The 22,767-nt window shown below is 60.7% G+C and carries 23 protein-coding genes and 3 tRNA genes; 5 read left to right on the forward strand and 21 right to left on the reverse strand.

Going from position 1 to position 22,767, the window contains the following annotated elements:
* Positions 1-9: 9 nt before the first annotated feature.
* From BS629_RS14030 to BS629_RS14110, 17 genes are all read right to left on the reverse strand, one after another.
* The gene (locus tag BS629_RS14030) at positions 10-1,521 is read right to left on the reverse strand and encodes an NADH-quinone oxidoreductase subunit M (protein ID WP_018241598.1); all 1,512 of its coding nucleotides are present in this window, start codon (positions 1,519-1,521) and stop codon (positions 10-12) included.
* Positions 1,521-3,521 (reverse strand): NADH-quinone oxidoreductase subunit L, encoded by a 2,001-nt coding sequence (nuoL, locus tag BS629_RS14035; protein WP_018241597.1) that lies wholly within the window; start codon positions 3,519-3,521, stop codon positions 1,521-1,523. The genes BS629_RS14030 and nuoL overlap by 1 nt, the downstream gene beginning before the upstream one ends.
* A 7-nt stretch (positions 3,522-3,528) precedes the next feature.
* A complete protein-coding gene (gene nuoK / locus BS629_RS14040) occupies positions 3,529-3,837 on the reverse strand; it encodes an NADH-quinone oxidoreductase subunit NuoK (RefSeq protein WP_003547388.1) in 309 nt (102 codons plus the stop codon).
* A 23-nt stretch (positions 3,838-3,860) separates the two neighbouring features.
* Positions 3,861-4,475 (reverse strand): NADH-quinone oxidoreductase subunit J, encoded by a 615-nt coding sequence (locus BS629_RS14045; protein WP_003547387.1) that lies wholly within the window; start codon positions 4,473-4,475, stop codon positions 3,861-3,863.
* Positions 4,476-4,619: 144 nt separating this feature from the next.
* Positions 4,620-5,111 (reverse strand): NADH-quinone oxidoreductase subunit NuoI, encoded by a 492-nt coding sequence (nuoI, locus tag BS629_RS14050; RefSeq protein WP_003547385.1) that lies wholly within the window; start codon positions 5,109-5,111, stop codon positions 4,620-4,622.
* Positions 5,112-5,151: 40 nt separating this feature from the next.
* On the reverse strand, positions 5,152-6,195 hold the full coding sequence (gene nuoH / locus BS629_RS14055; RefSeq protein ID WP_018241596.1) for an NADH-quinone oxidoreductase subunit NuoH: 1,044 nt from the start codon (positions 6,193-6,195) through the stop codon (positions 5,152-5,154).
* A gap of 12 nt (positions 6,196-6,207) precedes the next feature.
* Entirely contained in the window at positions 6,208-8,289 is a 2,082-nt protein-coding gene (gene nuoG / locus BS629_RS14060; protein WP_018241595.1) for an NADH-quinone oxidoreductase subunit NuoG, read from the reverse strand.
* A gap of 223 nt (positions 8,290-8,512) precedes the next feature.
* Positions 8,513-9,211: a 5' DNA nuclease gene (locus BS629_RS14065; RefSeq protein WP_018241594.1), complete on the reverse strand. Its 699-nt coding sequence runs from the start codon at positions 9,209-9,211 to the stop codon at positions 8,513-8,515.
* Between the two features lie 2 nt (positions 9,212-9,213).
* Positions 9,214-10,518, reverse strand: coding sequence for an NADH-quinone oxidoreductase subunit NuoF (nuoF, locus tag BS629_RS14070; RefSeq protein ID WP_003547378.1), 1,305 nt, complete (start codon positions 10,516-10,518; stop codon positions 9,214-9,216).
* Positions 10,519-10,528: 10 nt separating this feature from the next.
* Positions 10,529-11,695 carry an NADH-quinone oxidoreductase subunit E gene (locus tag BS629_RS14075; protein ID WP_018241593.1) on the reverse strand — a complete coding sequence of 389 codons (1,167 nt, stop codon included), beginning with the start codon at positions 11,693-11,695 and terminating at the stop codon, positions 10,529-10,531.
* A gap of 16 nt (positions 11,696-11,711) precedes the next feature.
* Positions 11,712-11,984, reverse strand: coding sequence for a hypothetical protein (locus BS629_RS14080; protein WP_077988280.1), 273 nt, complete (start codon positions 11,982-11,984; stop codon positions 11,712-11,714).
* Complete coding sequence (locus tag BS629_RS14085; RefSeq protein ID WP_018241591.1) at positions 11,984-13,174, reverse strand: NADH-quinone oxidoreductase subunit D; 1,191 nt, start codon at positions 13,172-13,174, stop codon at positions 11,984-11,986. The genes BS629_RS14080 and BS629_RS14085 overlap by 1 nt, the downstream gene beginning before the upstream one ends.
* Before the next feature lie 65 nt (positions 13,175-13,239).
* Positions 13,240-13,842 (reverse strand): NADH-quinone oxidoreductase subunit C, encoded by a 603-nt coding sequence (locus BS629_RS14090; RefSeq protein ID WP_018241590.1) that lies wholly within the window; start codon positions 13,840-13,842, stop codon positions 13,240-13,242.
* An 18-nt stretch (positions 13,843-13,860) separates the two neighbouring features.
* Positions 13,861-14,445 (reverse strand): NuoB/complex I 20 kDa subunit family protein, encoded by a 585-nt coding sequence (locus BS629_RS14095; RefSeq protein WP_003547368.1) that lies wholly within the window; start codon positions 14,443-14,445, stop codon positions 13,861-13,863.
* Positions 14,436-14,801, reverse strand: coding sequence for an NADH-quinone oxidoreductase subunit A (locus BS629_RS14100; protein WP_010055493.1), 366 nt, complete (start codon positions 14,799-14,801; stop codon positions 14,436-14,438). Before BS629_RS14100 ends, BS629_RS14095 begins: the two co-directional genes overlap by 10 nt.
* A gap of 246 nt (positions 14,802-15,047) precedes the next feature.
* A tRNA-Asp gene (locus BS629_RS14105) sits at positions 15,048-15,124 on the reverse strand.
* Between the two features lie 84 nt (positions 15,125-15,208).
* A tRNA-Asp gene (locus BS629_RS14110) sits at positions 15,209-15,285 on the reverse strand.
* Between the two features lie 403 nt (positions 15,286-15,688).
* Between BS629_RS14110 and BS629_RS14115 the strand changes: the two genes are divergently transcribed.
* The 3 genes from BS629_RS14115 to BS629_RS40335 all read left to right on the forward strand — a co-directional run bounded on the left by BS629_RS14115 (position 15,689) and on the right by BS629_RS40335 (position 16,883).
* Positions 15,689-15,764: transfer RNA gene (locus BS629_RS14115), tRNA-Val, on the forward strand.
* A 101-nt stretch (positions 15,765-15,865) separates the two neighbouring features.
* Positions 15,866-16,264, forward strand: a complete 399-nt coding sequence (locus BS629_RS14120) for a hypothetical protein (protein WP_018241589.1) — start codon at positions 15,866-15,868, stop codon at positions 16,262-16,264.
* 406 nt (positions 16,265-16,670) lie between these two features.
* Positions 16,671-16,883 carry a hypothetical protein gene (locus BS629_RS40335; protein ID WP_018241588.1) on the forward strand — a complete coding sequence of 71 codons (213 nt, stop codon included), beginning with the start codon at positions 16,671-16,673 and terminating at the stop codon, positions 16,881-16,883.
* Between the two features lie 111 nt (positions 16,884-16,994).
* On the opposite strand, the gene BS629_RS14130 is transcribed toward BS629_RS40335, so the two are convergent.
* Both BS629_RS14130 and BS629_RS14135 read right to left on the reverse strand, forming a co-directional pair.
* Positions 16,995-17,543 carry a glutathione peroxidase gene (locus BS629_RS14130; RefSeq protein WP_018241587.1) on the reverse strand — a complete coding sequence of 183 codons (549 nt, stop codon included), beginning with the start codon at positions 17,541-17,543 and terminating at the stop codon, positions 16,995-16,997.
* Between the two features lie 133 nt (positions 17,544-17,676).
* Positions 17,677-18,030 (reverse strand): hypothetical protein, encoded by a 354-nt coding sequence (locus BS629_RS14135; RefSeq protein WP_018241586.1) that lies wholly within the window; start codon positions 18,028-18,030, stop codon positions 17,677-17,679.
* Positions 18,031-18,195: 165 nt separating this feature from the next.
* Here BS629_RS14135 and BS629_RS14140 point away from each other — a divergent pair, with 165 nt between their 5' ends.
* Positions 18,196-18,801: a class I SAM-dependent methyltransferase gene (locus tag BS629_RS14140; RefSeq protein ID WP_018241585.1), complete on the forward strand. Its 606-nt coding sequence runs from the start codon at positions 18,196-18,198 to the stop codon at positions 18,799-18,801.
* A 5-nt stretch (positions 18,802-18,806) separates the two neighbouring features.
* On the opposite strand, the gene BS629_RS14145 is transcribed toward BS629_RS14140, so the two are convergent.
* Entirely contained in the window at positions 18,807-19,208 is a 402-nt protein-coding gene (locus BS629_RS14145) for a (R)-mandelonitrile lyase (RefSeq protein ID WP_018516857.1), read from the reverse strand.
* A 242-nt stretch (positions 19,209-19,450) separates the two neighbouring features.
* Here BS629_RS14145 and BS629_RS14150 point away from each other — a divergent pair, with 242 nt between their 5' ends.
* Positions 19,451-20,437 carry an aldo/keto reductase gene (locus BS629_RS14150; RefSeq protein WP_018241583.1) on the forward strand — a complete coding sequence of 329 codons (987 nt, stop codon included), beginning with the start codon at positions 19,451-19,453 and terminating at the stop codon, positions 20,435-20,437.
* Positions 20,438-20,522: 85 nt separating this feature from the next.
* Here the strand turns inward: BS629_RS14150 and BS629_RS14155 are convergent, their stop codons facing one another.
* On the reverse strand, positions 20,523-22,733 hold the full coding sequence (locus BS629_RS14155) for an esterase-like activity of phytase family protein (RefSeq protein ID WP_018241582.1): 2,211 nt from the start codon (positions 22,731-22,733) through the stop codon (positions 20,523-20,525).
* Positions 22,734-22,767 lie beyond the last annotated feature (34 nt).

The following is a 22,767-nucleotide window of genomic DNA, read 5'->3' on the forward strand; positions in this document are numbered from 1 at the left end:
GTCCCGTCATCATTTCATAGACAGCGCAACATTCTGCGCTGCGTGCACGGCGGCCGTGTAGTTGTTGACCAGCAGATCCACCGAGGCGGCCGTCGCATCGAAGACCGGAGCCGGATAAACGCCGAAGAAGATGGTCAGCGCGACCAGCGGGTAGAGGATCAACTGTTCGCGTCTGGAAAGATCGAGCAGCGCCTTCAGCTTCTCCTTCTCCAGCGCGCCGAAGATCACCCGGCGATAAAGCCAAAGCGCGTAGGCGGCCGAGAGAATGACCCCAGAGGCGGCAAAGAGCGCTACCCAAGTGTTGACCCGGAAGACGCCGATCAGTGTCAGGAATTCACCGATGAAGCCCGACGTGCCGGGAAGCCCGACATTGGCCATGGTGAAGACCATCATCGCCACGGCATATTTCGGCATGTTGTTGACGAGGCCGCCATAGGCGTTGATCTCGCGGGTGTGGGTACGGTCGTAGACGACGCCGACGCAGAGGAAGAGCGCGCCGGAGACGATGCCGTGCGAGAGCATCTGGAAGATCGAGCCCTGGACGCCCTGCATGTTGGCGGCAAAGATGCCCATGGTCACGTAGCCCATGTGCGCCACGGAGGAATAGGCGATCAGCTTCTTGATATCGTCCTGCATCATCGCCACCAGAGAGGTATAGATGATGGCGATGACAGACATGGCGAAGACGAGCGGCGCGAAATAATCGGACGCCACCGGGAACATGCCGAGCGAGAAGCGGATGAGACCGTAGCCGCCGAGTTTCAGCAGCACGCCGGCCAGGATCACCGAACCTGCCGTCGGCGCCTGAACGTGGGCATCGGGAAGCCAGGTATGGACCGGCCACATCGGCATCTTCACCGCGAAGGAGGCGAAGAAGGCAAGCCATAACCAAGTCTGCAGCGCCGGCGGGAACTTGTAGGCAAGCAGCGCGGTGATATCGGTCGTGCCGGCCTGCCAGTACATCGCCATGATGGCGAGCAGCATCAGCACCGAGCCGAGCAGCGTATAGAGGAAGAACTTGTAGCTCGCATAGACGCGGTCCTTGCCGCCCCAGACGCCGATGATCAGGAACATCGGAATGAGGCCCGCCTCGAAGAAGACGTAGAAGAGCACGATATCGAGCGAGACGAAGACGCCGATCATCATCGTTTCGAGGATGAGGAAGGCGATCATATATTCCTTCAGGCGCTTCTCGATCGAGAGCCAGCTCGCCAGCACGCAGAAGGGCATGAGGAAGGTCGACAGGATGACAAACAGCATCGAGATGCCGTCGACGCCGACGTGGTAGCCGATGCCGGTGCCGAGCCAGTCACGCTTTTCGAGCATCTGGAAGCCCGGATTGGCATTGTCGAAGCCGGTCCAGATGAAGAGCGAAACGACGAAGGTGAAGACGGTGGTGATCAGCGAGATCCACAGCACGTTCTTCCGGCCGGTTTCGCTCTCACCGTTCATCAGTAGCAGGAGCACCACGCCGACCAGCGGCAGGAAGGTGACCGTTGAAAGAATAGGCCAATCGGTCATCAGAAGGAACTCCCGAGCATCATCCAGGTAACGAGCGCCGCAATGCCGATCAGCATGGCGAAGGCGTAGTGATAGAGGTAACCGGTCTGCAGGCGAACCACACGATCGGTGACGGCGACGACGCGGGCGGCGACGCCGTTCGGGCCGTAGGTGTCGATGACGCCGACATCACCCTTCTTCCACAGGAAGCGGCCGAGCGCCTTGGCGGTGCGGACGAAGAGGAAGTCGTAGAGTTCGTCGAAATACCACTTGTTCAGCAGGAACTGGTAGAGCACGCGGTGCTGCTGCGCCAGGATACGCGGCGTCTGCGGCGAGCGGATATACATGTACCAGGCGGTGACGAAGCCGAGCACCATGGCGATGAAGGGGCTCAAAGCCACAAGCGCCGGCACATGGTGGAACTCTTCGACCAGTTCGTTCTCGGCGCCGGTAAAGAGCGCACCCTTCCAGAACTCGGCATATTCCTCGCCGTAGAACCGGCCCTCGAAGAAGTAGCCGGCGAAAACTGCTCCAATTGCGAGGAGATAGAGCGGCACCAGCATGACCTGGGGCGACTCGTGGACGTGGTGCATCACCTCGTGCGAGGCGCGCGGCTTTCCATAGAAGGTCATGAAGATCAGGCGCCAGGAATAGAAGCTGGTGAACAGAGCCGCGATAACCAGCAGCGAGAAGGCAAAGCCCGAGACCGCCGAATGCGAAGCATAGGTCGCCTCGATGATCACGTCCTTCGAATAGAAGCCGGCAAGACCGAATGGTGTGAAAGGAATGCCGACGCCGGTGATTGCCAGCGTACCGACAATCATCATACGGAACGTCCACTTAATATGCGGCCGCAAGCCGCCCATGTAGCGCATGTCCTGCTCGCCATCGACGGCATGGATGACCGAACCGGCGCAGAGGAAGAGCAGCGCCTTGAAGAAGGCGTGGGTGAAGAGATGGAAGATCGCCGCGCCATAGGCCCCTACCCCGAGCGCCACGAACATGTAGCCGAGCTGCGAGCAGGTGGAATAGGCGATGACGCGCTTGATGTCGTTCTGCACGAGGCCGACGGTTGCCGCGAAGAAGGCGGTGATGGCGCCGATCACGGTAACGACAACCAGCGCATCCGGCGACAGTTCGAAGAGCGGCGACATGCGGGCGACGAGGAAGACGCCGGCGGTGACCATGGTGGCGGCATGGATGAGAGCCGAGACCGGGGTCGGGCCTTCCATGGCGTCAGGCAGCCAGGTGTGCAGCAGGAACTGCGCCGACTTGCCCATCGCGCCCATGAAGAGCAGCAGGCAGATGCCGGTCAGCGCATGCGCCTTGTCGAGCTGCATGCCGAAGAGATTGAGGAACACCTCGCCCGCTTCGCCGCCGCCTTCATGCGGAGCGAAGTTCGAGGCATTGGCGAAGATCGTGTCGAGATTGATCGAGCCGAACAGCACGAAGACGCCGGCAATGCCGAGCACGAAGCCGAAGTCGCCGACGCGGTTGACGATGAAGGCCTTCATTGCCGCAGCCGTCGCCGACGGCTTCTTGAACCAGAAGCCGATCAGCAGATAGGAGGCGAGACCGACGCCTTCCCAACCGAAGAACATCTGGGCAAGGTTGTCAGCGGTCACCAGCATCAGCATGGCGAAGGTGAAGAGCGAGAGATAGGCGAAGAAGCGCGGGCGATGCGGATCGGTATGCATGTAGCCGATCGAATAGACATGCACCAGCGTCGAGACCGTGTTGACGACGATCAGCATGACGGAGGTCAGCGTATCCACGCGCAGCGACCAGGAGACGTCGATGCCGCCGGACTGGATCCAGCGCAGCACCTCGACCTTGATCGGGCCACCTTCGGCATGGCCCATGCCGACGGTGAAGAAGACAACCCAAGACAGGATGGCGGCGATGATCATCAGGCCGCTGGTGACATATTCCGAAGCCTTGGCGCCGATCGAGCGGCCAAAAAGGCCGGCGACGATTGCACCGATCAAGGGAAGAAAGACGATAGCCTTATAGAGGAACATGAGCCACTCAGCCCTTCATCATATTGACGTCTTCGACCGCGATCGAGCCGCGGTTGCGGTAGAAGACAACGAGAATTGCAAGACCGATCGCCGCTTCGGCAGCCGCGACCGTCAGGATGAACAGCGCGAAGACCTGCCCGACGATGTCGTTCAGGAAGGAGGAGAAGGCGACCATGTTGATGTTGACGGCGAGCAGGATCAGTTCGATCGACATCAGGATGACGATGACGTTTTTCCGGTTCAGGAAGATGCCGAAGACGCCGAGCGTGAAGAGGATGGCGCTGACCGTCAGGTAGTGGGAAAGTCCGATGACCATGTTCTTTGTTCCTTGACCTGCCTTTAGACGCCCTGCCCGGGCTTGACCGAAACCACCTCGACGGCGGTGGCGGGCGTGCGGGCAACCTGCCTGGGAATATTCTGCCGCTTGATGTTGGTGCGATGCCTCAACGTCAGCACGATCGCGCCGATCATGGCGACCAGCAGCACCAGACCGGCGATCTGGAAGAAATAGACGTAGTTGGTGTAGAGCACGTCGCCGAGAGCGGCGGTATTGGTGCGCTCGCTCAGCGCCGGGATCGGCATGGCGACTGATTTGGCGATCTCAGGCGAGATGACGCTGCCACCGATGACGACGATCAGTTCGGCTGCGAGGATCACCCCGATCAGCCCGCCGATCGGCGCATATTCGAGAACGCCGGCCCTCAGTTCGGTGAAGTCGATATCGAGCATCATCACCACGAAGAGGAAGAGCACGGCGACGGCGCCGACATAGACGACAAGCAGGATCATCGCCAGGAATTCGGCACCGAGCAGCAGGAAGAGGCCAGCCGCATTGAAGAACACCAGGATCAGGAAGAGAACCGAGTGAACCGGGTTCTTCGCCCAGATGACCATGAACGCCGACGCCACCGCGACAAAGGCGAAAAGATAGAAAAATAGAGCCTGCAGACCCATGTTGGTGCCTTTTTCATCTTCCCCCGGGCAGCCGGGAGTTTCCCTGCCCGATGGAGCTTTCCCTGGCGCTAACCGGTAAAGCTCCTGTGCATGTTGACCGCGACAGGAGCACCTGTGCTCCATCGCGGCATTTCAAAATCTCAATCAGCGGTACGGCGAGTCGATCGCGATGTTGCGAGCGATTTCGCGCTCCCACCGGTCTCCGTTATCCAGAAGCCGCGCCTTGTCGAAATAGAGCTCTTCGCGGGTTTCCGTCGCAAATTCGAAATTCGGGCCTTCGACGATCGCGTCGACCGGGCAGGCTTCCTGGCAGAAGCCGCAATAGATGCACTTCACCATGTCGATGTCGTAGCGCACCGTACGGCGCGTGCCGTCATTGCGGCGGGGACCCGCCTCGATGGTGATCGCCTGGGCAGGACAGATCGCCTCGCAGAGCTTGCAGGCGATGCAGCGTTCCTCGCCGTTCGGATAACGGCGCAGCGCATGCTCGCCGCGGAAACGCGGGGAGACCGGGCCTTTTTCGAAGGGATAGTTGATCGTCGCCTTCTGGCGGAAGAAATAGCGCATCGACAGAAAGAACGCGCCGACGAATTCCTTGAGAAACAGCGAGCTGATGGAGCCGGACAAGCTTGCCATCTTCAACCTCCAATTTTGCCGGAAACAAGAGCGGGCATGATCATGCCCAACCCGTCAGTTTCAGCACGAATGCAACGATGACGACCATGGCGAGCGACAGCGGCAGGAAGACCTTCCAGCCGAGGCGCATGAGCTGGTCGTAGCGGTAGCGCGGAACGAAGGCCTTGACCATCGCGAACATGAAGAACACCAGGCAGGCCTTCAGCGTGAACCAGATGATGCCTGGGACCCAGTTGAGGATCCAGATATCGACCGGGGGCAGCCAGCCGCCGAGGAAGAGGATCGTCGTCAGCGCGCACATCAGGCAGACGGCCGCATATTCGCCGAGCATGAACATCATGTAGGGCGAGGAGCCGTATTCGACCATGAAGCCGGCAACGAGTTCCGATTCAGCTTCCGGAAGGTCGAAGGGCGGACGGTTCGTCTCGGCGAGTGCCGAAATGAAGAAGATGATGAACATCGGGAAGAGCGACAGCCAGTGCCAGTCGAGGAACGACGCCGGCAGGCCGAGCATGGTGCCGAGGCCGGTATGCTGCGCATTGACGATATCGGTCAGATTCAGCGAGCCGACGCAGAGAAGCACGGTGACGATGACAAAGCCGATCGAGACTTCATAGGACACCATCTGTGCCGCCGAGCGCAACGCGCCGAGGAACGGATACTTCGAGTTCGAAGCCCAGCCGCCCATGATGATGCCGTAAACCTCGAGCGAGGAGATCGCGAAAATATAGAGGATGCCGACATTGATGTTGGCGATCACCCATCCGTCGGCCAGCGGCACCACCGCCCAGGTGGACAGCGCCAGAAGCACCGTCACCAGCGGGGCAAGCAGGAACACCGCCTTGTTGGCGCCGGCCGGAATGATCGGCTCCTTGAAGACGAACTTCAAAAGGTCGGCGAAGGACTGAAACAGGCCGAAGGGACCGACGACGTTCGGCCCGCGGCGCAGCTGCACGGCCGCCCAGATCTTGCGGTCGGCGAGCAGCACGTAGGCGATGAAGACGAGCAGGCAGACGAGCAGCAGCAGCGACTGACCGATCATGATGATCGCCGGCCAGACATAGGTCGAAAAGAAAGAATCCATAGTCCCCTGCCCTTACTCTGCCGCGACTTTGAAGTTGTTGCGGGCCAATGCCGAGCACTCCGCCATGACAGCCGAGGCACGCGCTATCGGGTTCGTCAAATAGAAGTCTTTCACCGGCGACGCAAACCCGGATTTGTTCATCTTGCCGGCTTTTTTCGCAACTGCGGCAATTTGGGCGCTATCGGTTTCGGCGATCTCGTCGATGGCGGCGAAATGCGGGAAAGCGGCATAGAGGCGGACACGCAATTCACTCAACGAATCGAAGGGAAGCTTCTTGCCGAGCACGTCGGAAAGGGCACGGATGATCGCCCAGTCCTCGCGGGCGTCACCCGGCGCAAAACCTGCGCGATTGCCCATCTGGACGCGGCCCTCGGTGTTGACCCAGGTGCCGGACTTTTCGGTATAGGCTGCCGCCGGCAGGATGACGTCGGCATGGTGTGCGCCGTTGTCGCCATGCGAGCCGATATAGACGGTGAGCTTGGCCTTCTTGGCGGTGAAGTCGAGTTCGTCGGCACCGAGCAGGAAGAGCACGTCCATCGCCGTCAGCATCTCGGCAGCGTTGACGCCCTTGGTGCCCGGCACGAAGCCGAGATCGAGGCCGCCGACACGCGAGGCAGCGGTATGGAGGACGGCAAAGCCGTTCCAGCCTTCGACGACCGCGCCGACCGAACCGGCGAGCTTGGCAGCACTGGCGAGAACGCCGGCGCCATCGGTGCGCGACAGCGCGCCCTGGCCGATGATGATCATCGGCTTGGCAGCGTTCTTCAGGACTTCGGCGAAGGCGTGGGTGCCGTCGACCAGATCCTTCAGCGTGTCGGGACCGCCGCCGAGGTAATCATAGCTGTAGCGCAGTTCACCCGGCTCGCCGATCACGCCGATCGGGAACTTGCCGCGGCGCCAGCGCTTGCGGATGCGGGCGTTGAGGATGGCGGCCTCGAAGCGCGGATTGGCGCCGATGATCAGCAGCGCATCGGCCTGGTCGATGCCCGATATGGTCGGGTTGAACAGGTAGCTTGCACGGCCGAGCGACGGATCGAGTGCCGCCCCATCCTGGCGACAGTCGAGATTGGCTGACCCCAGCGACTTCACCAGTTCGGAGAGCGCATACATCTCCTCGACGGAAGCGAGATCGCCGGCGATAGCGCCGATCTTGTCGCCCGAGGTCGCGCCGACCGCGGCCTTGATGGCGCCGAAGGCTTCGGCCCAGGTAGCGGGCTGCAGGCGGCCGTCGCGGCGAACATAAGGCCGATCGAGGCGCTGGGTCTTCAGGCCGTCCCAGATGAAGCGGCTCTTGTCGGAGATCCACTCTTCGTTGATCGTCTCATTGACGCGCGGCAGGATGCGCATGACTTCGCGGCCGCGGGTATCGACGCGGATCGCCGAACCGACGGCATCCATGACGTCGATCGATTCGGTCTTGTTCAATTCCCACGGGCGCGCGGTGAAGGCGAAGGGCTTCGAGGTAAGCGCGCCGACCGGGCAAAGGTCGACGACGTTGCCCTGCAGCTCGGAGGTCATCGCCTGTTCGAGATAGGTGGTGATCTCGGCATCCTCGCCGCGGCCGATCAGGCCGAGTTCCGAAATGCCGGCGACCTCGGTCGTGAAGCGGACGCAGCGCGTGCAGTGGATGCAGCGGTTCATCACCGTCTTGACGAGCGGGCCGATATACTTGTCTTCGACGGCGCGCTTGTCTTCCTGATAGCGCGAGGTGTCGATACCAAAGGCCATCGCCTGGTCCTGCAGGTCGCATTCGCCGCCCTGGTCGCAGATCGGGCAATCCAGCGGATGGTTGATCAGCAGGAATTCCATCACGCCTTCGCGGGCCTTCTTGACCATCGGCGTGTTGGTGAAGACCTCAGGCAGTTCGCCGTTAGGGCCGCCGCGGATATCGCGCACGCTCATGGCGCAGGAAGCCTGCGGCTTCGGCGGTCCGCCCTTTACCTCGACGAGGCACATGCGGCAATTGCCGGCAACCGACAGGCGCTCGTGGAAGCAGAAGCGCGGAACCTCGGCACCGGCATCCTCACACGCCTGCAATAGCGTGAAATGATCCGGAACTTCGATCTCGTTGCCGTCAATCTTCAGTTTTGCCATCGTCGCTCAGTCCTGTTTCCCGTTTGCCTGATGACGGCAAACAAACCTATTTTTGCAACACTCTCATTGCCAAGCCGGATCTTTCGTCCTGCCGACATCTGATGTCGCCCAAATTCTCTGTCGCGCATTCCAGACCCGGAACCCGCACCGGCATCTGCAGCTTGAGGTCCCCGCCCGTCCGCCGATCTGCCCATCCTTCCGGCCGATTGCACGGCCGGACAGTTCATTTCTTCCTGCGGCCCCGTCCCGCCAGAATTTTCGCCTGACCGGTCCAGTCGTCACGGCCGATGCGGCCGTTAAAGCCGAGTTCGGCGTCGAGCCGGGCGATTTCCTCGTCGGTCCAGGCGGCGATCTCAGCGAAGTTGCGAATGCCCTTGGCATTCAGCACCTGCTCCAGCTTCGGGCCGATGCCGGCGATCAGCTTCAGATCGTCGGCCTTCCTACGCGCAACCGGTTTTGCCTTCACAGCCGGCTTTGGTTGGCTGGTCTTCACTTGGCTTGCTGGCTTCGTGTGGCTGGCTGGGGTCGGCTCGCTGACCGGCTTGACAACAGTCAGGGTCGGCCTTGCCTTCTTCTCGGTCGGCGGCTTAGTGAAAGCCCTGACATCCGGGCGAATATTCTCCGGCCGGATATCGACATCGGGCTTCAGTTCGTCCGGCGGCGTGTCATCGAGGGCGGCCGCGACCTTGCCGGTCGTTTCCAGGGCGCTCTGGAAGGCGCCGAAGAAGGCGCCCGCCATTTGGGTCGAGAAACCGAAGCCGATCGCCGTTGCGGCAGCAAAGGCTGCAGCGGGATGCGCCATCAGCGGATGCACCGGCATCGCCCGTGCATTTTCCAGCATCTCGGCGGCAAGACGGCCGAAACCGGCCGCGAAATCGGTGACTTCTTCCTTCTTCCCAACCTTGGATGCGTTGTCCGCCATGATTATTCAGCCGCCTCCAGAACCGCACCGTGATCGAGGGCGCTTGCCGTATACTGGTCGATGCGCTTTTCGATCTCGGGACGGAAGTTACGGATCAGACCCTGCACCGGCCATGCGGCTGCATCGCCCAGCGCACAGATGGTATGGCCCTCGATCTGCTTCGTCACCTGGAACAGCATGTCGATTTCGCGCTTCTGGGCATTGCCCTTGGCCATGCGTTCCATCACGCGCCACATCCAGCCGGTGCCTTCGCGGCAGGGCGTGCACTGGCCGCAGCTCTCATGCTTGAAGAAGGCGGAGATACGGGCGATCGCCTTGATGACGTCGGTGGACTTGTCCATGACGATCGCGGCGGCAGTACCGAAGGAAGAGCCGACGCCGCGCAGGCCGTCGAAATCCATCGGGCAATCGATGATGTCCTTGGCCGGAACGATCGGGCAGGACGCCCCGCCCGGAATGACGGCAAGCAGGTTGTCCCAGCCGCCGCGGATGCCGCCGGCATGGCGGTCGACCAGTTCGCGGAAGGTGATACCCATTTCCTCTTCGACCGTGCACGGCTTGTTGACGTGGCCGGAGAGCATGAACAGCTTGGTGCCGACATTGTTCGGGCGGCCGATGGCCGAGAACCAACCGGCGCCGCGGCGCAGGATCGTCGGCGCAACAGCGATCGATTCGACATTGTTGACCGTCGTCGGGCAGCCGTAGAGGCCCATATTGGCCGGGAACGGCGGCTTCAGGCGCGGCTGGCCCTTCTTGCCTTCGAGGCTTTCGAGCAGCGCGGTTTCCTCGCCGCAGATATAGGCGCCGGCGCCGTGATGGACGAAGATGTCCATGTCCCAGCCGAGCTTGTTGTTCTTGCCGAGCAGGCCATAATCATAGCATTCGTCGATCGCCGCCTGCAGCGCTTCGCGCTCTCTTATATATTCGCCGCGCACATAGATATAGGCCGCATTGGCACCCATGGCGAAGCTCGCGATGACACAGCCTTCGATCAGCGTATGCGGATCGTGGCGCATGATATCGCGGTCCTTGCAGGTGCCGGGCTCCGATTCGTCAGCGTTGACGACGAGGTAATGTGGGCGGCCGTCGCTTTCCTTCGGCATGAAGGACCATTTGAGACCTGTGGGGAAACCGGCGCCGCCACGACCGCGAAGACCAGACGCCTTCATCTCGTTGATGATCCAGTCGCGGCCCTTTTCGAGGATCTGCTTGGTGCCGTCCCAGTGGCCGCGGCTCATCGCGCCCTTCAGGGATTTGTCCTTGAGGCCGTAGATATTGGTAAAGATGCGGTCTTTATCTTGTAACATGCTTCACCTCTTACCGCGGCTTCTTGCCGAAGACCTTGATATATTCCGCTTCCCCGCCCTTGGCGAGCGCCTTGGCCTGCTTGACCCAGTCATCGCGCTCGATGCGGCCGCGGAAGTTCAGGTAGCCGTCGACCCATTCGCGTTCGGCCTTCTTCCAGCCTGCGACCTGCGCAAAGGTGAAGATGCCGATTTCGTTCAACGTCGCCTCGATTTTCGGGCCGACACCCGAGATCATCTTCAGATCATCCGGTGCGGCAGGCTTTTCGACGCCGGCCGGACGGTTCTTGTCGGTCAGAGCAGGCTTTGCCGCAGGGGCAGCTTCAGCCTTGACGGCAGCTTTCGGCGCCGGTTCGGCGGCCGCAGTGCCTGATATCGGCTGCTGCTCGGCAGCCTTTGCGTTTTTCGCAGCCGCCTTCGGCGCCGTTGCCGGCGTCTTCAGGGCAGCATTGGTCTCGGCATCGGTGCTCTTCGGGCGGGCGGCCTCGGAGGGCGGAACCGGCGCGGCGTCGACTGGAGCCGACACGGTTTCGGTATTGGCCTTCTTGGCGCGCGTCCTTGCCTTCGGCTCTTCCGTCGTCAGCGAGGTCAGGCCGCCTTCAGGCGCCGAAAACACGCGGTCGATCTGGGTGCCGGGCTTGATGCTGGCGCCATTGCCGGCGGCAAAGACGTCGATGATCTCTTCGAGACGCTCGGGCGTCAGGTCCTCATAGGTGTCCTTGCCGATCATCACCATCGGGGCGTTGACACAGGCCCCGAGACATTCGACCTCTTCCCAGGACAACGTTCCTTCGGCGTTACGCTCGAAGGCATGGGCATGGATCTTGCTCTTGCAGACCGACATCAGCACTTCCGAGCCGCGCAGCATGCAGGGCGTCGTGCCGCAGACCTGGACATGGGCGCGCGTTCCCACAGGGTGCAGCTGGAACTGCGTATAGAAGGTCGCGACCTCGAGCACTCTTATATAGGCCATGTCGAGCATGTCGGCGATCTTTTCGATCGCCGCGCGCGTGACCCAGCCGTCCTGCTCCTGCGCCCGCATCAACAGCGGAATGACCGCCGATTGCTGGCGGCCGGCGGGGTATTTCTGGATCGTCTTGTCCGCCCAGACCGCATTCTCATCGCTGAAGGCGAATGCGGCAGGCTGGAATTGATCTTCGGCTAATCGACGAACGGACATTCTTCCTCACGCCTTGTCAGTTTAGGGTTCCACACCGCGAAGCGGTCAAAGACTGCATTTCGCAGGCATAGGCCGACTGGTCTTTTTGCATAAACACTACGAATTTGCTGCCGTTCGGAATGGCAGCCTTGATCTGATAGCCCTTGGACAAAAGCTCGCCCATGGACGATTGCTGCGCCGGCGGCGTCTCTTCCTTACGGCCCAGCGGCGTGCCGAGGCCATCGGACTCCTGAGCCGAAACCCCGGATGCCGAAAGAAGGATTACGACGGCCAGCGGCAGAAGCTGCATCAGCGGTCCACCTCACCGAAGACGATGTCGAGCGAGCCGAGGACGGCCGCGACGTCGGCAAGCTGGTGGCCGCGGCACATGAAATCCATGGCCTGCAGATGGGCGTAGCCCGGGGCGCGGATCTTGCAGCGATAGGGCTTGTTGGTGCCGTCGGAGACCAGATAGACGCCGAACTCGCCCTTCGGCGCCTCGACGGCGGCGTAAACCTCGCCGGCCGGCACGTGGTAGCCTTCGGTATAGAGTTTGAAGTGGTGGATCAGCGCTTCCATCGAACGCTTCATCTCGCCGCGCTTCGGCGGCACCACCTTGCCGTCAATCGACGAGAAGGGACCGGTCTTGGCATCCGAGAGCAGCCGGTTGACGCATTGCTTCATGATGCGAACCGACTCGCGCATCTCGATCATGCGGATCAGATAGCGGTCGTAGTTGTCGCCATTCTTGCCGATCGGAATGTCGAATTCGAGATCGGAGTAACATTCATACGGCTGGGCGCGACGCAGATCCCAAGCCGCACCCGAACCGCGCACCATGACGCCGGAGAAGCCCCAAGCCCAGCATTCCTCCAGCGAGACGACGCCGATATCGACGTTGCGCTGCTTGAAGATACGATTGCCGGTCAACAGGTTGTCGATGTCGTCGAGCGCCTTCAGGAACGGGTCGCACCAGTTGCCGATATCCTGCACGAGCTGTTCGGGCAGATCCTGGTGGACGCCACCCGGACGGAAATAGGCGGCGTGCATGCGTGAGCCGCTGGCGCGCTCGTAGAACACCATCAGCTTTTCACGCTCTTCGAAGCCCCAGAGCGGCGGCGTCAGCGCGCCGACGTCCATGGCCTGCGTCGTGACGTTCAGAAGGTGCGAGAGTATACGACCGATTTCCGAATAGAGAACGCGGATCAGCTGGCCGCGAATCGGGATCTCAATGCCGAGCAGCTTTTCGACGGCCATCGCATAGGCATGTTCCTGGTTCATCGGCGCGACGTAGTCGAGACGATCGAAATAGGGCACGGCCTGAAGATAGGTCTTTGTCTCGATCAGCTTCTCGGTGCCGCGATGCAAAAGGCCTATATGCGGATCGACACGCTCCACAATTTCGCCGTCAAGCTCCAGGACAAGACGAAGAACGCCATGCGCCGCCGGATGCTGCGGTCCGAAGTTGATGTTGAAGTTGCGGACGTTATGTTCTGTCATGGCGATGGGCTCGCGTTCTCAGATAACCAGTGAATGGCGGGCTAAGCCCACCAGCCGCCTTGAATTTATTGCTTCGCTTTTTCGTCGCCGGGCAGCACATACTCCGTGCCTTCCCAAGGCGACATAAAGTCGAAGTTGCGAAATTCCTGCTTCAGCTCGACCGGCTCGTAGACGACGCGCTTTGCGGCGTCGTCGTAACGCACTTCGACGAAGCCGGTGGTCGGGAAGTCCTTGCGCAGCGGATGGCCTTCGAAGCCATAGTCAGTCAGGATGCGGCGCAGGTCCGGATGGCCGGTGAAGAGCACGCCATACATGTCCCAGGTCTCGCGCTCGAACCAGTCGGCACCTGGATAGACGGGGCAGGCCGACGGAACCGGCGTATCCTCGTCGGTCGCGACCTTGACGCGGATGCGCAGGTTCTTCTTCGGCGACAACAGGTGGTAGACGACATCGAAACGCAACTCGCGCTGCGGCCAGTCGACCCCGCAAATATCGATCAGGTTGACGAAACCGCATTTGGCGTCGTCGCGCAGGAAGGTCAGAAGCGCGACCAGGTTTTCACCCGTCGTCGTCAGCGTCAGCTCGCCATACTTCATCTGCGATGCGGCGATCAGGTTGGCGCGCGCTTCGCCAAGGTAGGACGCAAGCTCAGTCAGGGCTTCACTCATATGCCTTGTCCTTAACCCTTAGCGTTCGATCGTGCCGGTACGCCGGATCTTCTTCTGCAGCAGAAGCACGCCATAAAGCAGCGCCTCTGCCGTGGGGGGACAGCCCGGCACGTAGATGTCGATCGGCACGATGCGGTCGCAACCGCGCACCACCGAATAGGAATAGTGATAATAGCCGCCGCCATTGGCGCAGGAGCCCATCGAGATGACATAACGCGGCTCGGGCATCTGGTCATAGACCTTACGCAGCGCCGGCGCCATCTTGTTGGTCAGCGTGCCGGCGACGATCATCACGTCGGACTGGCGCGGCGAGGCGCGCGGCGCAAAACCAAAGCGCTCGACGTCGTAACGCGGCATCGACAGCTGCATCATTTCGACGGCGCAGCAGGCAAGGCCGAAGGTCATCCACATCAGCGAGCCGGTGCGGGCCCAGTTGATCAGCTCGTCGGTGGAGGTGACGAGAAAACCCTTGTCGGCGAGCTCGTTGTTGATCTCACCGAAAAATGGGTCGTTGCTGCCGATCGGCTTGCCGGTCGAAGGATCGATGATCCCTTTTGGCTGCTGTGCGACGAGCGGCTGATTGCTCACAGGGGCTACTCCCATTCCAGGGCTCCCTTCTTCCATTCATAGATAAAGCCGATGGTCAGCACGAGAAGGAAGACCATCATGGACCAGAAGCCGAACCAGCCGATGGCGCCGAAGGAAACGGCCCAGGGGAAGAGGAAGGCGACTTCGAGGTCGAAGATGATGAAGAGGATCGACACGAGGTAGAAGCGGATGTCGAACTTCATGCGGGCGTCGTCGAAAGCGTTGAAGCCGCATTCGTAAGCCGAGAGCTTTTCCGAATCTGGCGCTTTGAAAGCCACGGCGAACGGCGCGATGAGCAGCGCCAGACCGATCACGAGCGCAATAGCAATGAAGATAGCGATTGGAATATAAGAACTGAGTAGTTCAGTCATCATGTTCATCCCTGCTTGCCGGAGACGCCAGGTGGCGCATTTGGGCAAATGCCCGGCAAGCGAACGTGCGTTGCAACAAGCCGTGGTTAGCGCAGCCGAAGCCCCGGCGCAAGACTTTTACAGAAGCAATTCGACGAGTAGCCGAGGGACACTATCAAGCACATGCAATGATGTCGCGACAAATCCGCGCAAGCCGCTTCAGCGCGCATGCCTGACCACTGGAAACTGCATAGCTTTCAAGAGAAATGGCGCGAGTGACGGGGCTCGAACCCGCGACCTCCGGCGTGACAGGCCGGCACTCTAACCGACTGAGCTACACCCGCGCATTGATCGGCCATTTTGCGGCCGCGAGGAAGAAGAGAACCGGACAAACGACAAATCGCATTTGCGTTTTACAAGACTTGAAATGGCGCGAGTGACGGGGCTCGAACCCGCGACCTCCGGCGTGACAGGCCGGCACTCTAACCAACTGAGCTACACCCGCAATTCATTTCAAGCAGTCCGGATGCCTTCGCACCCTCTCCAAAACGGCTGCCCGTTTCGATGAGCGGCTAACTACGGGGTTCGCCTTTTAGTGTCAAGCAGGTTTGGAGACAAAACCATGACAGTCCGTGAAATGTTTCTGCGGGTTGGGTGCCAGACGAACAAAAGCCGGCACTTCCGTCTTCCGCAGCGATGCTCAGGCGCAGACGCAGCGCCTTCGAAACGGAGATGCTCGCCGCCCTCCCCTCACTTTTCCACAGCCGAGCCAAACCTAAGCGGCATTGAAGACACGGGACCACCGCCAAAAAAATCAAAAAATCTTCACAAACACTCTTGCGGTTTTGCCGCGATCCGCATAGATCACGGCCACCAACGCGGCAGGCCGATCCGGCTTCGTTTGCGATGGGCGATTAGCTCAGTTGGTAGAGCGCCTCGTTTACACCGAGGATGTCGGGAGTTCGAGTCTCTCATCGCCCACCATTTTCAATCTTTCCTGCTGCTTGTTCATCGGAATTAGACTCCCGAATTAGCTCGCTAATCCGATCAGGATCTGCGCAAGGTGTTTTGTCAGGAGACACCTCATGAAAACCGTTGCCATCATCTCTACGCTGCTTCTCGCCAGCGTGGCTGCGCCGCCGTGCATTGCCAGAGAGCCAGCGCAAGAGGTGTTCCTGTCTGCCGGGGATCAGGCGATTACAACCTCGGGAGAAACCCCGGCGCGTGAAGCCAGAACATATCTGCTGAGAATGCAGTCCGATCTGCCGATTAATTTTTCGGTCGATGCCGACAATTCAGCCTGCAGCTTGGAAATCAGCAAGGCCAGCCAGCGCGGCGTCTTAAGCACCATCAGCCGATTCCCCGCGTCTTTCAGAGACAGCGGTCAAAGTGGCGACAGATATACGTTTTCGTTTTTCCAAAATCGCGTTTCATTTATGAGCGGCGCCCGGTGCGCCTTCTCATTTTCTCTCACGCAGAAGTGACTGTGGGGTGATGGGCATCCCTCGCCGTTTGGAGGACGCCCATCGTCTGCCATTTCATGGCGATTACATCCACGCCGAAAACCCACCCGCTGCCTATCGCTTCGTCACGACTCTCCGTATCCGGTGAACTGGCTGCCGATGCCCCCGTTCGGCGGCACACCACGGTCCGAGTTCTGGGCAGGACTGCGTTCTCGAGGCAGCATGCGGCAAGACGTTCCGGCGCAGCAAGGCGTACATCCCGGCAGCTTCAGATGCGCGCCGTCCCGCCAGCGCTCCGTAAAACGGACTACTCCCAGCCACCGCGCCACCTCCTATTGGGCGAATGGATAGGGGCCGGCAAAAGTGGGAGAATTCGCCGCCCGGAAAGTCTCCGCGCTTGAAGGTTCATCACGCCTGGAGGTGTGCCATGAGGACCCTGCGCTCCGTATTGATGCTGTGCATCGCGATTGCCCTTGGCACGCCAAGTGCCACATACGTCGCCCTGCCCGGATATGCATTCAAGACGAATCCGACATGCCAGCGCCACGAACCAAAGACGAAATTCGACAAGAGGTGCGACTGGCCGAGGGTGGGCTTCAAGAACTTTACGCCCCCGCTTGTGACCGTGCTTGGGATCTGAGGATCTTGGAACGGCGCCGGATGCGCTTTCTCATTTTCTCCGACTGAGATGTGAGAGCGTGATCGGGGTAATGAGCATCCCGCTGTCCGGTGGGTGCTCATGGCCCACCATTCATCCCTTCGCCAGTTCTTTATCCACAGCGGAAACCAGCCGCGAATCGTCCGCCGTCACGTCAGGCGCGAAACGGGCGGCGACTTTGCCGTCGCGGCCGATCAGGAATTTCTCGAAGTTCCAGAGGATGTCGTCCTCATCTCCGCCTGTCATGCCATGGGATTTCAGGCGTTCGCGCATCGGGCCGTCACCCGTCGTCGCGACACCCGACTTGGTCAGCTGCCGGTAAAGCGGGTGCTGGGCCTCGCCCTTGACCGAGATCTTCGAGAAGATCGGGAAGGTGACGTCATAGGTGCTGGTGCAGAAATCGAGGATCTCGGCGTCGGTGCCGGGCTCCTGACCCTTGAAGTCGTTGGCGGGGAAAGCTGCGATGACGAAGCCGCGCTCGCGCTTTTCCCCATAGAGCTTTTCCAGCCCCTCATATTGGACGGTCAGCCCGCATTTCGAGGCGACATTGACGACCAAGAGCACCCTGCCCCTGTATTCGTTGAGCGTGGTCTCACGACCATCCACAGTCTTGACCGGGATATCCAGCACGTTGCCCGTCACGGGAACCTCCAATTTCGTAAGGATATGTTTCGCCCAAGCTTACCGATATCGCCGCCGTTGTCATCAGCGTCGGGATCAACTTGGCTTCCACAGGACGCCGGTGCGGCTTCCGGCCGCACCGGGCCTTAGCACCTCAGGCGGGAGACGTTTCCTTCACGTCGTCGAGCAGGAAGTGCACGACGAGATAATCCGTCTTGTAATGGCGGCCACTGTCCGACACGGAATCGACGCTGCCGCCGTCCTTCGGGTGCCACGCGTGGTAATGGGGATTGGTGGTGATCAGCGTGATGGCCTTGCCATCTCTTTCACCAAGCCGGAAGCGCATCTCGGCGAGCGGCCAGATCCGCTCGTAATCCTGCATGGTGATTCGCGCCTTCAGCGCCTTGCGCTGCAGCGGCGCTTCGCCGGCCTCGGCTGGTGTTTCCAACATCACCTCCTCAGCTCCGCTGATGATGGCGTTGAATTCTTCAGGCCACATGCGTCTCATGAAATCGCTCCTCCCGAGGCTTTTTCGTCAGTTCACAGATGGAACTTAGCGGTTTGTCCGAAAGAAGCAAATTCCTGTCATCCGGTTGTCATCGGTGCCGGCTGCTCCTACCTTCCCGTCAAACCGCATCAGGGCTGTCAGTCGCCCGCAATCCCGAGATCAGAAATGAAGACACGTGAAGAAAGGCAGGTGCTCCGGGCGAGCATGCCGCGCACTCCGCTCAGCGCCTATCATATGGAAAACGCCCGGCTGCTGCCGGATCGCGGCGAATTGCTTTATCGGATCCCGAACGGCGGCATCGGCGTCGAGGTCGGGGCAGCCTTTGGCGAATATACGGCGGAGATCCTGGAAAAGAATCGGCCGGCGCAGCTCTACCTCATCGATCCCTGGTCAATGGATCGCTACAGCTCCGGGCTCGATGCGATCCACACGAATTTCGCGGCCGAGATCGCGGCCGGCCGGCTGCATCTGATGCAAGGCACATCGCTCGACAAGCTTGCCGAATTCGAGGACGATTTCCTCGATTGGGCCTATATCGATACCGACCATTCCTTCGAGCTCACCTGGCAGGAACTCCTGCTCTGCGAAAAGAAGGTGAAGCGGACGGGGCGTATTGCCGGGCATGATTTCTGCACCGGCAATACGGTCAAGCCGATCGTCTATGGTGTCGTCGAGGCGGTCACCAAATTCTGCAAGGATTACGGCTGGCAATTCGAGTTCCTGACGGTCGAATCGCACGCGCATTTTTCCTATTGCCTGAAACGGCTCTGATCAGCTCACATTTTACCGGAATATTGCTCGTCGCTGACCTTTTCCATCCAGTCGACGTGGCTGCCGTCCAGCGCTTCATGGATGGCGATATGCGTCATCGCCGTGTCCGGGGCAGCGCCGTGCCAATGTTTTTCGCCTGGCGCGAACCAGACGGTATCGCCGGGGCGGATCTCGCGGATATCCTCGCCCCAGCTCTGGGCGAGGCCCTTACCTGATGTCACGATCAGTGTCTGGCCGAGCGGATGCGTATGCCAGGCCGTGCGGGCGCCGGGTTCAAAGGTGACGGAGACCGCCCTCGCCCGTGCCGGCGCCGGCGTTTCCATCAGCGGATCCTGGCGAACGGCGCCGGTGAAATAGTCGGCCGGTGGCTTCGTCGAAGGGCGAGAGCCGGCGGGTTTGATCTCCATGATCTTTCCTTTTCCATTCATTGCGGTTGAAGCCTTATATCGCGACGATATTTCATCGAGGCGACCAATCAAAGCCGGATCGGCAATTGCCGCGGACTCACCCGCCTGATAGTTCCAGTGGCTTTCATCACCAAAGCGCGTCACATCGTGCTTGATTCATGCGACGCGCTTTGGCTCTTTGTTTTTATGCATGTCGTTGTCCCTGCACACTTCCGGGCGACATGCAGTAGGGAGGATTTTTCATGAAACACCATGCTTTTGGCCGCATGCCCTTCACCGTCACCAATGTCGGCTTCGGCGCCTGGCAGATCGGCGGCTCCTGGGGCGATATCAGCGAGGCGGACGGGCGCGCTGCGCTCAATGCCGCGCTCGATGCCGGCATGACCTTCATCGATACGGCTGACGTTTATGGCGACGGGCGCTCGGAAAAGATCATTGCCGACGTGCTGAAGACGCGCGGCGGTGTGCGTCCGATGGTCGCTACCAAGGCGGGCCGCCGCCTCAATCCGCATGTCGCGGAAGGCTACACCAAGGCTAATCTCGAAGGTTTCATCGACCGCAGCCTGACGAATCTTGCCGTCGACAGTCTCGACCTCGTGCAGCTCCACTGCCCGCCGCGTGAGGTGCTTTACCAGCCGGAGGTCTTCGAGGACCTGAACGAGCTGCAGAAGGCCGGCAAGATCAAGGGTTACGGCGTCAGCGTCGAGAAGGTCGAGGACGGTCTGAAGGCGATCGAATATCCCGGCGTCGTCAGCATCCAGATCATCTACAACATCTTCCGCCAGCGCCCCGACCATCTGTTCTTCCAGGAAGCACGCCGCAGGAACGTGGCGATCATCGTCCGCGTACCGCTCGCCAGCGGTCTTCTCTCCGGAAAGATCACCCGGGACACACATTTCGCCAGCGACGACCACCGCAATTTCAACCGCAACGGTGAAGCCTTCGATGTCGGCGAGACCTTTGCCGGCGTGCCCTTCGAGATCGGCCTGCAGGCGGTGGAAGAGGTGCGCAAGCTGGTGCCCGAGGGCGCCACCATGGCCGCCTTCGCGCTCCGCTGGATCCTGATGAGCGACGCCGTCACCGTCGTCATCCCCGGCGCGCGTAACGCCGAGCAGGCCAAGGGCAATGCGGCGGCTGCCGATCTGGCGCCGCTTTCGGCCGATGTCATAGCGGCAACGCGCGAGATCTACGAGCGGCTGATCGCGCCGCATGTGCATCAGCGCTGGTAGGCCGTCCGACATTTCGAAACGAAAATGGCCGGGCGAATACCCGGCCATTTTCGTGTCATCGATCCGTCAAGGTCAGTTGGTGGGCTCAGTTCGTGCCGACGAGATCGACCGGAAAGAACAGGGTCTCGCCGGAGGAGTCGCTGACGCCGTCATTGTCGGTGACCGTGTAGGCCTTGCCCGATGCGTCGAAGCTGAAGCCTTCAAGCTTGTCCAGCACATAGCCGTTAGTCGCGGTCTTCAGCTCACCGAGGAAGTCGTGGGCTTCGGTCTTCTTGACGACCGGTAGCTCGCCGCCGAGCTTGGCGGGCTTCAAGTCTGAAATCGCGACCTTGTAGAGCTTCTTCAGCCTGGCGGCATCACCGACGAGGTTGTCGCGCTCGATGATGTAGACGCTGTCGCCCTGAGCCGAGATTTCCGACAGGCCGACCCAGCCGCTTTCCGTCTTGTCGAGCGGATAGCGCACAGCACCCCATTCCTTCTTCTTCGGATTGTAGGAGACGAGCTTGACGAAGCCCTTCTCGTCATCGCTCCACTCACGCTGGACCGCCATCCAGAGCGTCGCATCGTCGCCGGTGCCGACAATGGTCACGCCTTCGAAGCCGTAGCGGATTTCGTTGGCGACGAGCTCCTTCGGCAGGGCAATCTCGGCCTTGATGTCGCCCTTGGCATTGACGTTGTAGAGGGCATGCGGAACGAGACGCTCGCTGTAACCTTCCGAGGCGAGCCAGAAGGAGCCGTCGGCAGCAGCCGCGATGCCTTCGATGTCGAGCTTCTGGGCCGGGGCGCCGTCACGCTTGACGACGAGGGCGTCGGTGATGACGGCCGGCTTCTTGCTGGCATCGATCGTGTAGATCGTCGGCTGCGAGCCCAGAACGCTGTCGCTGACGGCGTAGAGCATGCCCGGCTTGCCCGGAACGGCTGCGAGACCCGAAAGGGCTGCAAAGCCGATCGGATTGCCGTCCTTCTCGGCGGAGACGATCTGCGGATAGGCCTTTTCGCCTTCCGAGCGCTCGTAGATCATCACATGCGAGCGCGCGCCGCCATCCTTGCCGAGGTCGAGTTCGTTGGCAGTCGCGAGGAGATTGCGCTTAGGGATGGCGATCGCGCCTTCCGGCGAAATGCCGGACGGCAGCAGCTGGACAAGCTCGGGATCAGCGCCGGTATCTTTGTAGACGCCGACGACCGAAGCACGCTCGGCGAGCAGGAAGAAATACTGATCGTCCCCGAACTTGGCGGCTTCGAGGCCTTCCGGCTCGACGCCCTTCGATCCTGACCGGCTTTCCGGATAGTGGCCGATATGGGCGACGGCGCGTTCGAAGGATGCGCCCGATTCGTAGAGAAGCTTGCCCGTCTTGTCGAAGATGGTGAAGCCGCGCGAGCCGCCCTGGTAGTCGCCTTCATTGGCGACGACAAGGCGGTTGTCGTCCAGCCACTTCACGGCGTCGGGTTCGCGCAGCACGCCTTTGGCTTCGCCCGAGAATTTCAGGGCGCCGTCACGCTTGGTGTCGATACCGGTGAGATCGACGCTGCCGGCGGAGAAATGCGTCTTCACTTCAGCCGTGTTAGCGTCGATGATGACGATCTCATTGTTTTCCTGCAGCGTCAGAGCAATCTCGTTCAGGCTGTTGAAGGCGACGAATTCCGGCTCCGGATCCTCCGGGGCGACGCCGGCAAGCCCGGTCAGCGCCACGTGCTTGATAGTGCCGCAATCGACGGTGCCGTTCTTGACCTGGAAGACGACGAGGTCGCCAGCCGGCATTTGCGGGATCTTGCCGTCATTGACCTTTTCGTCGCGCTCGTTTTCGATCGCGATGGTGCCGAGCGTCTTATCCTTGTTGAGGGCGATCGAATCCGGCTGGCCGCCGAGATCACAGCTGTTCTCGATCTTCTTGGTCGCCACGTCGACGATGGCGAGACGGCCCGAGGGCTTCGCCTTGCTTTCGGAGGTGTTGACGGCAACGAGCGCATTGTCGGCGCTGGAGGTGACCGATGTCGGCTCGCCGTCCATGATCACCGCGCCGCCGGCCTTCGGAGCCTTGGCATCGGTAATGTCGATGAAGCCGATCGCGCCGAGCGGGCTGTCGCTATAGATCAGCGTGTTGCCGTCGTCGGTCGCGGTGATGATTTCGGCGGAGCTCACCGAAAGCGTGTCCTTGTCAGCCGGCAGGTTTTGCGCAACCGGAAAGGAAGCGATGCGGTTGAAAACCGGTTCGGCCGTGGCAGGAAAGGCAACGGATGCGAGAAGCACGGCAGCAAGCGCTGCCTTGCGCGATGAAATTGTCATGAAATCCCCCATGTGTCGAACATTCGAAACAGGAGTTTTCTGCGGG

The sequence above is a fragment of the Rhizobium leguminosarum bv. viciae USDA 2370 genome (assembly GCF_002008365.1).
GTDB lineage: Bacteria > Pseudomonadota > Alphaproteobacteria > Rhizobiales > Rhizobiaceae > Rhizobium > Rhizobium leguminosarum.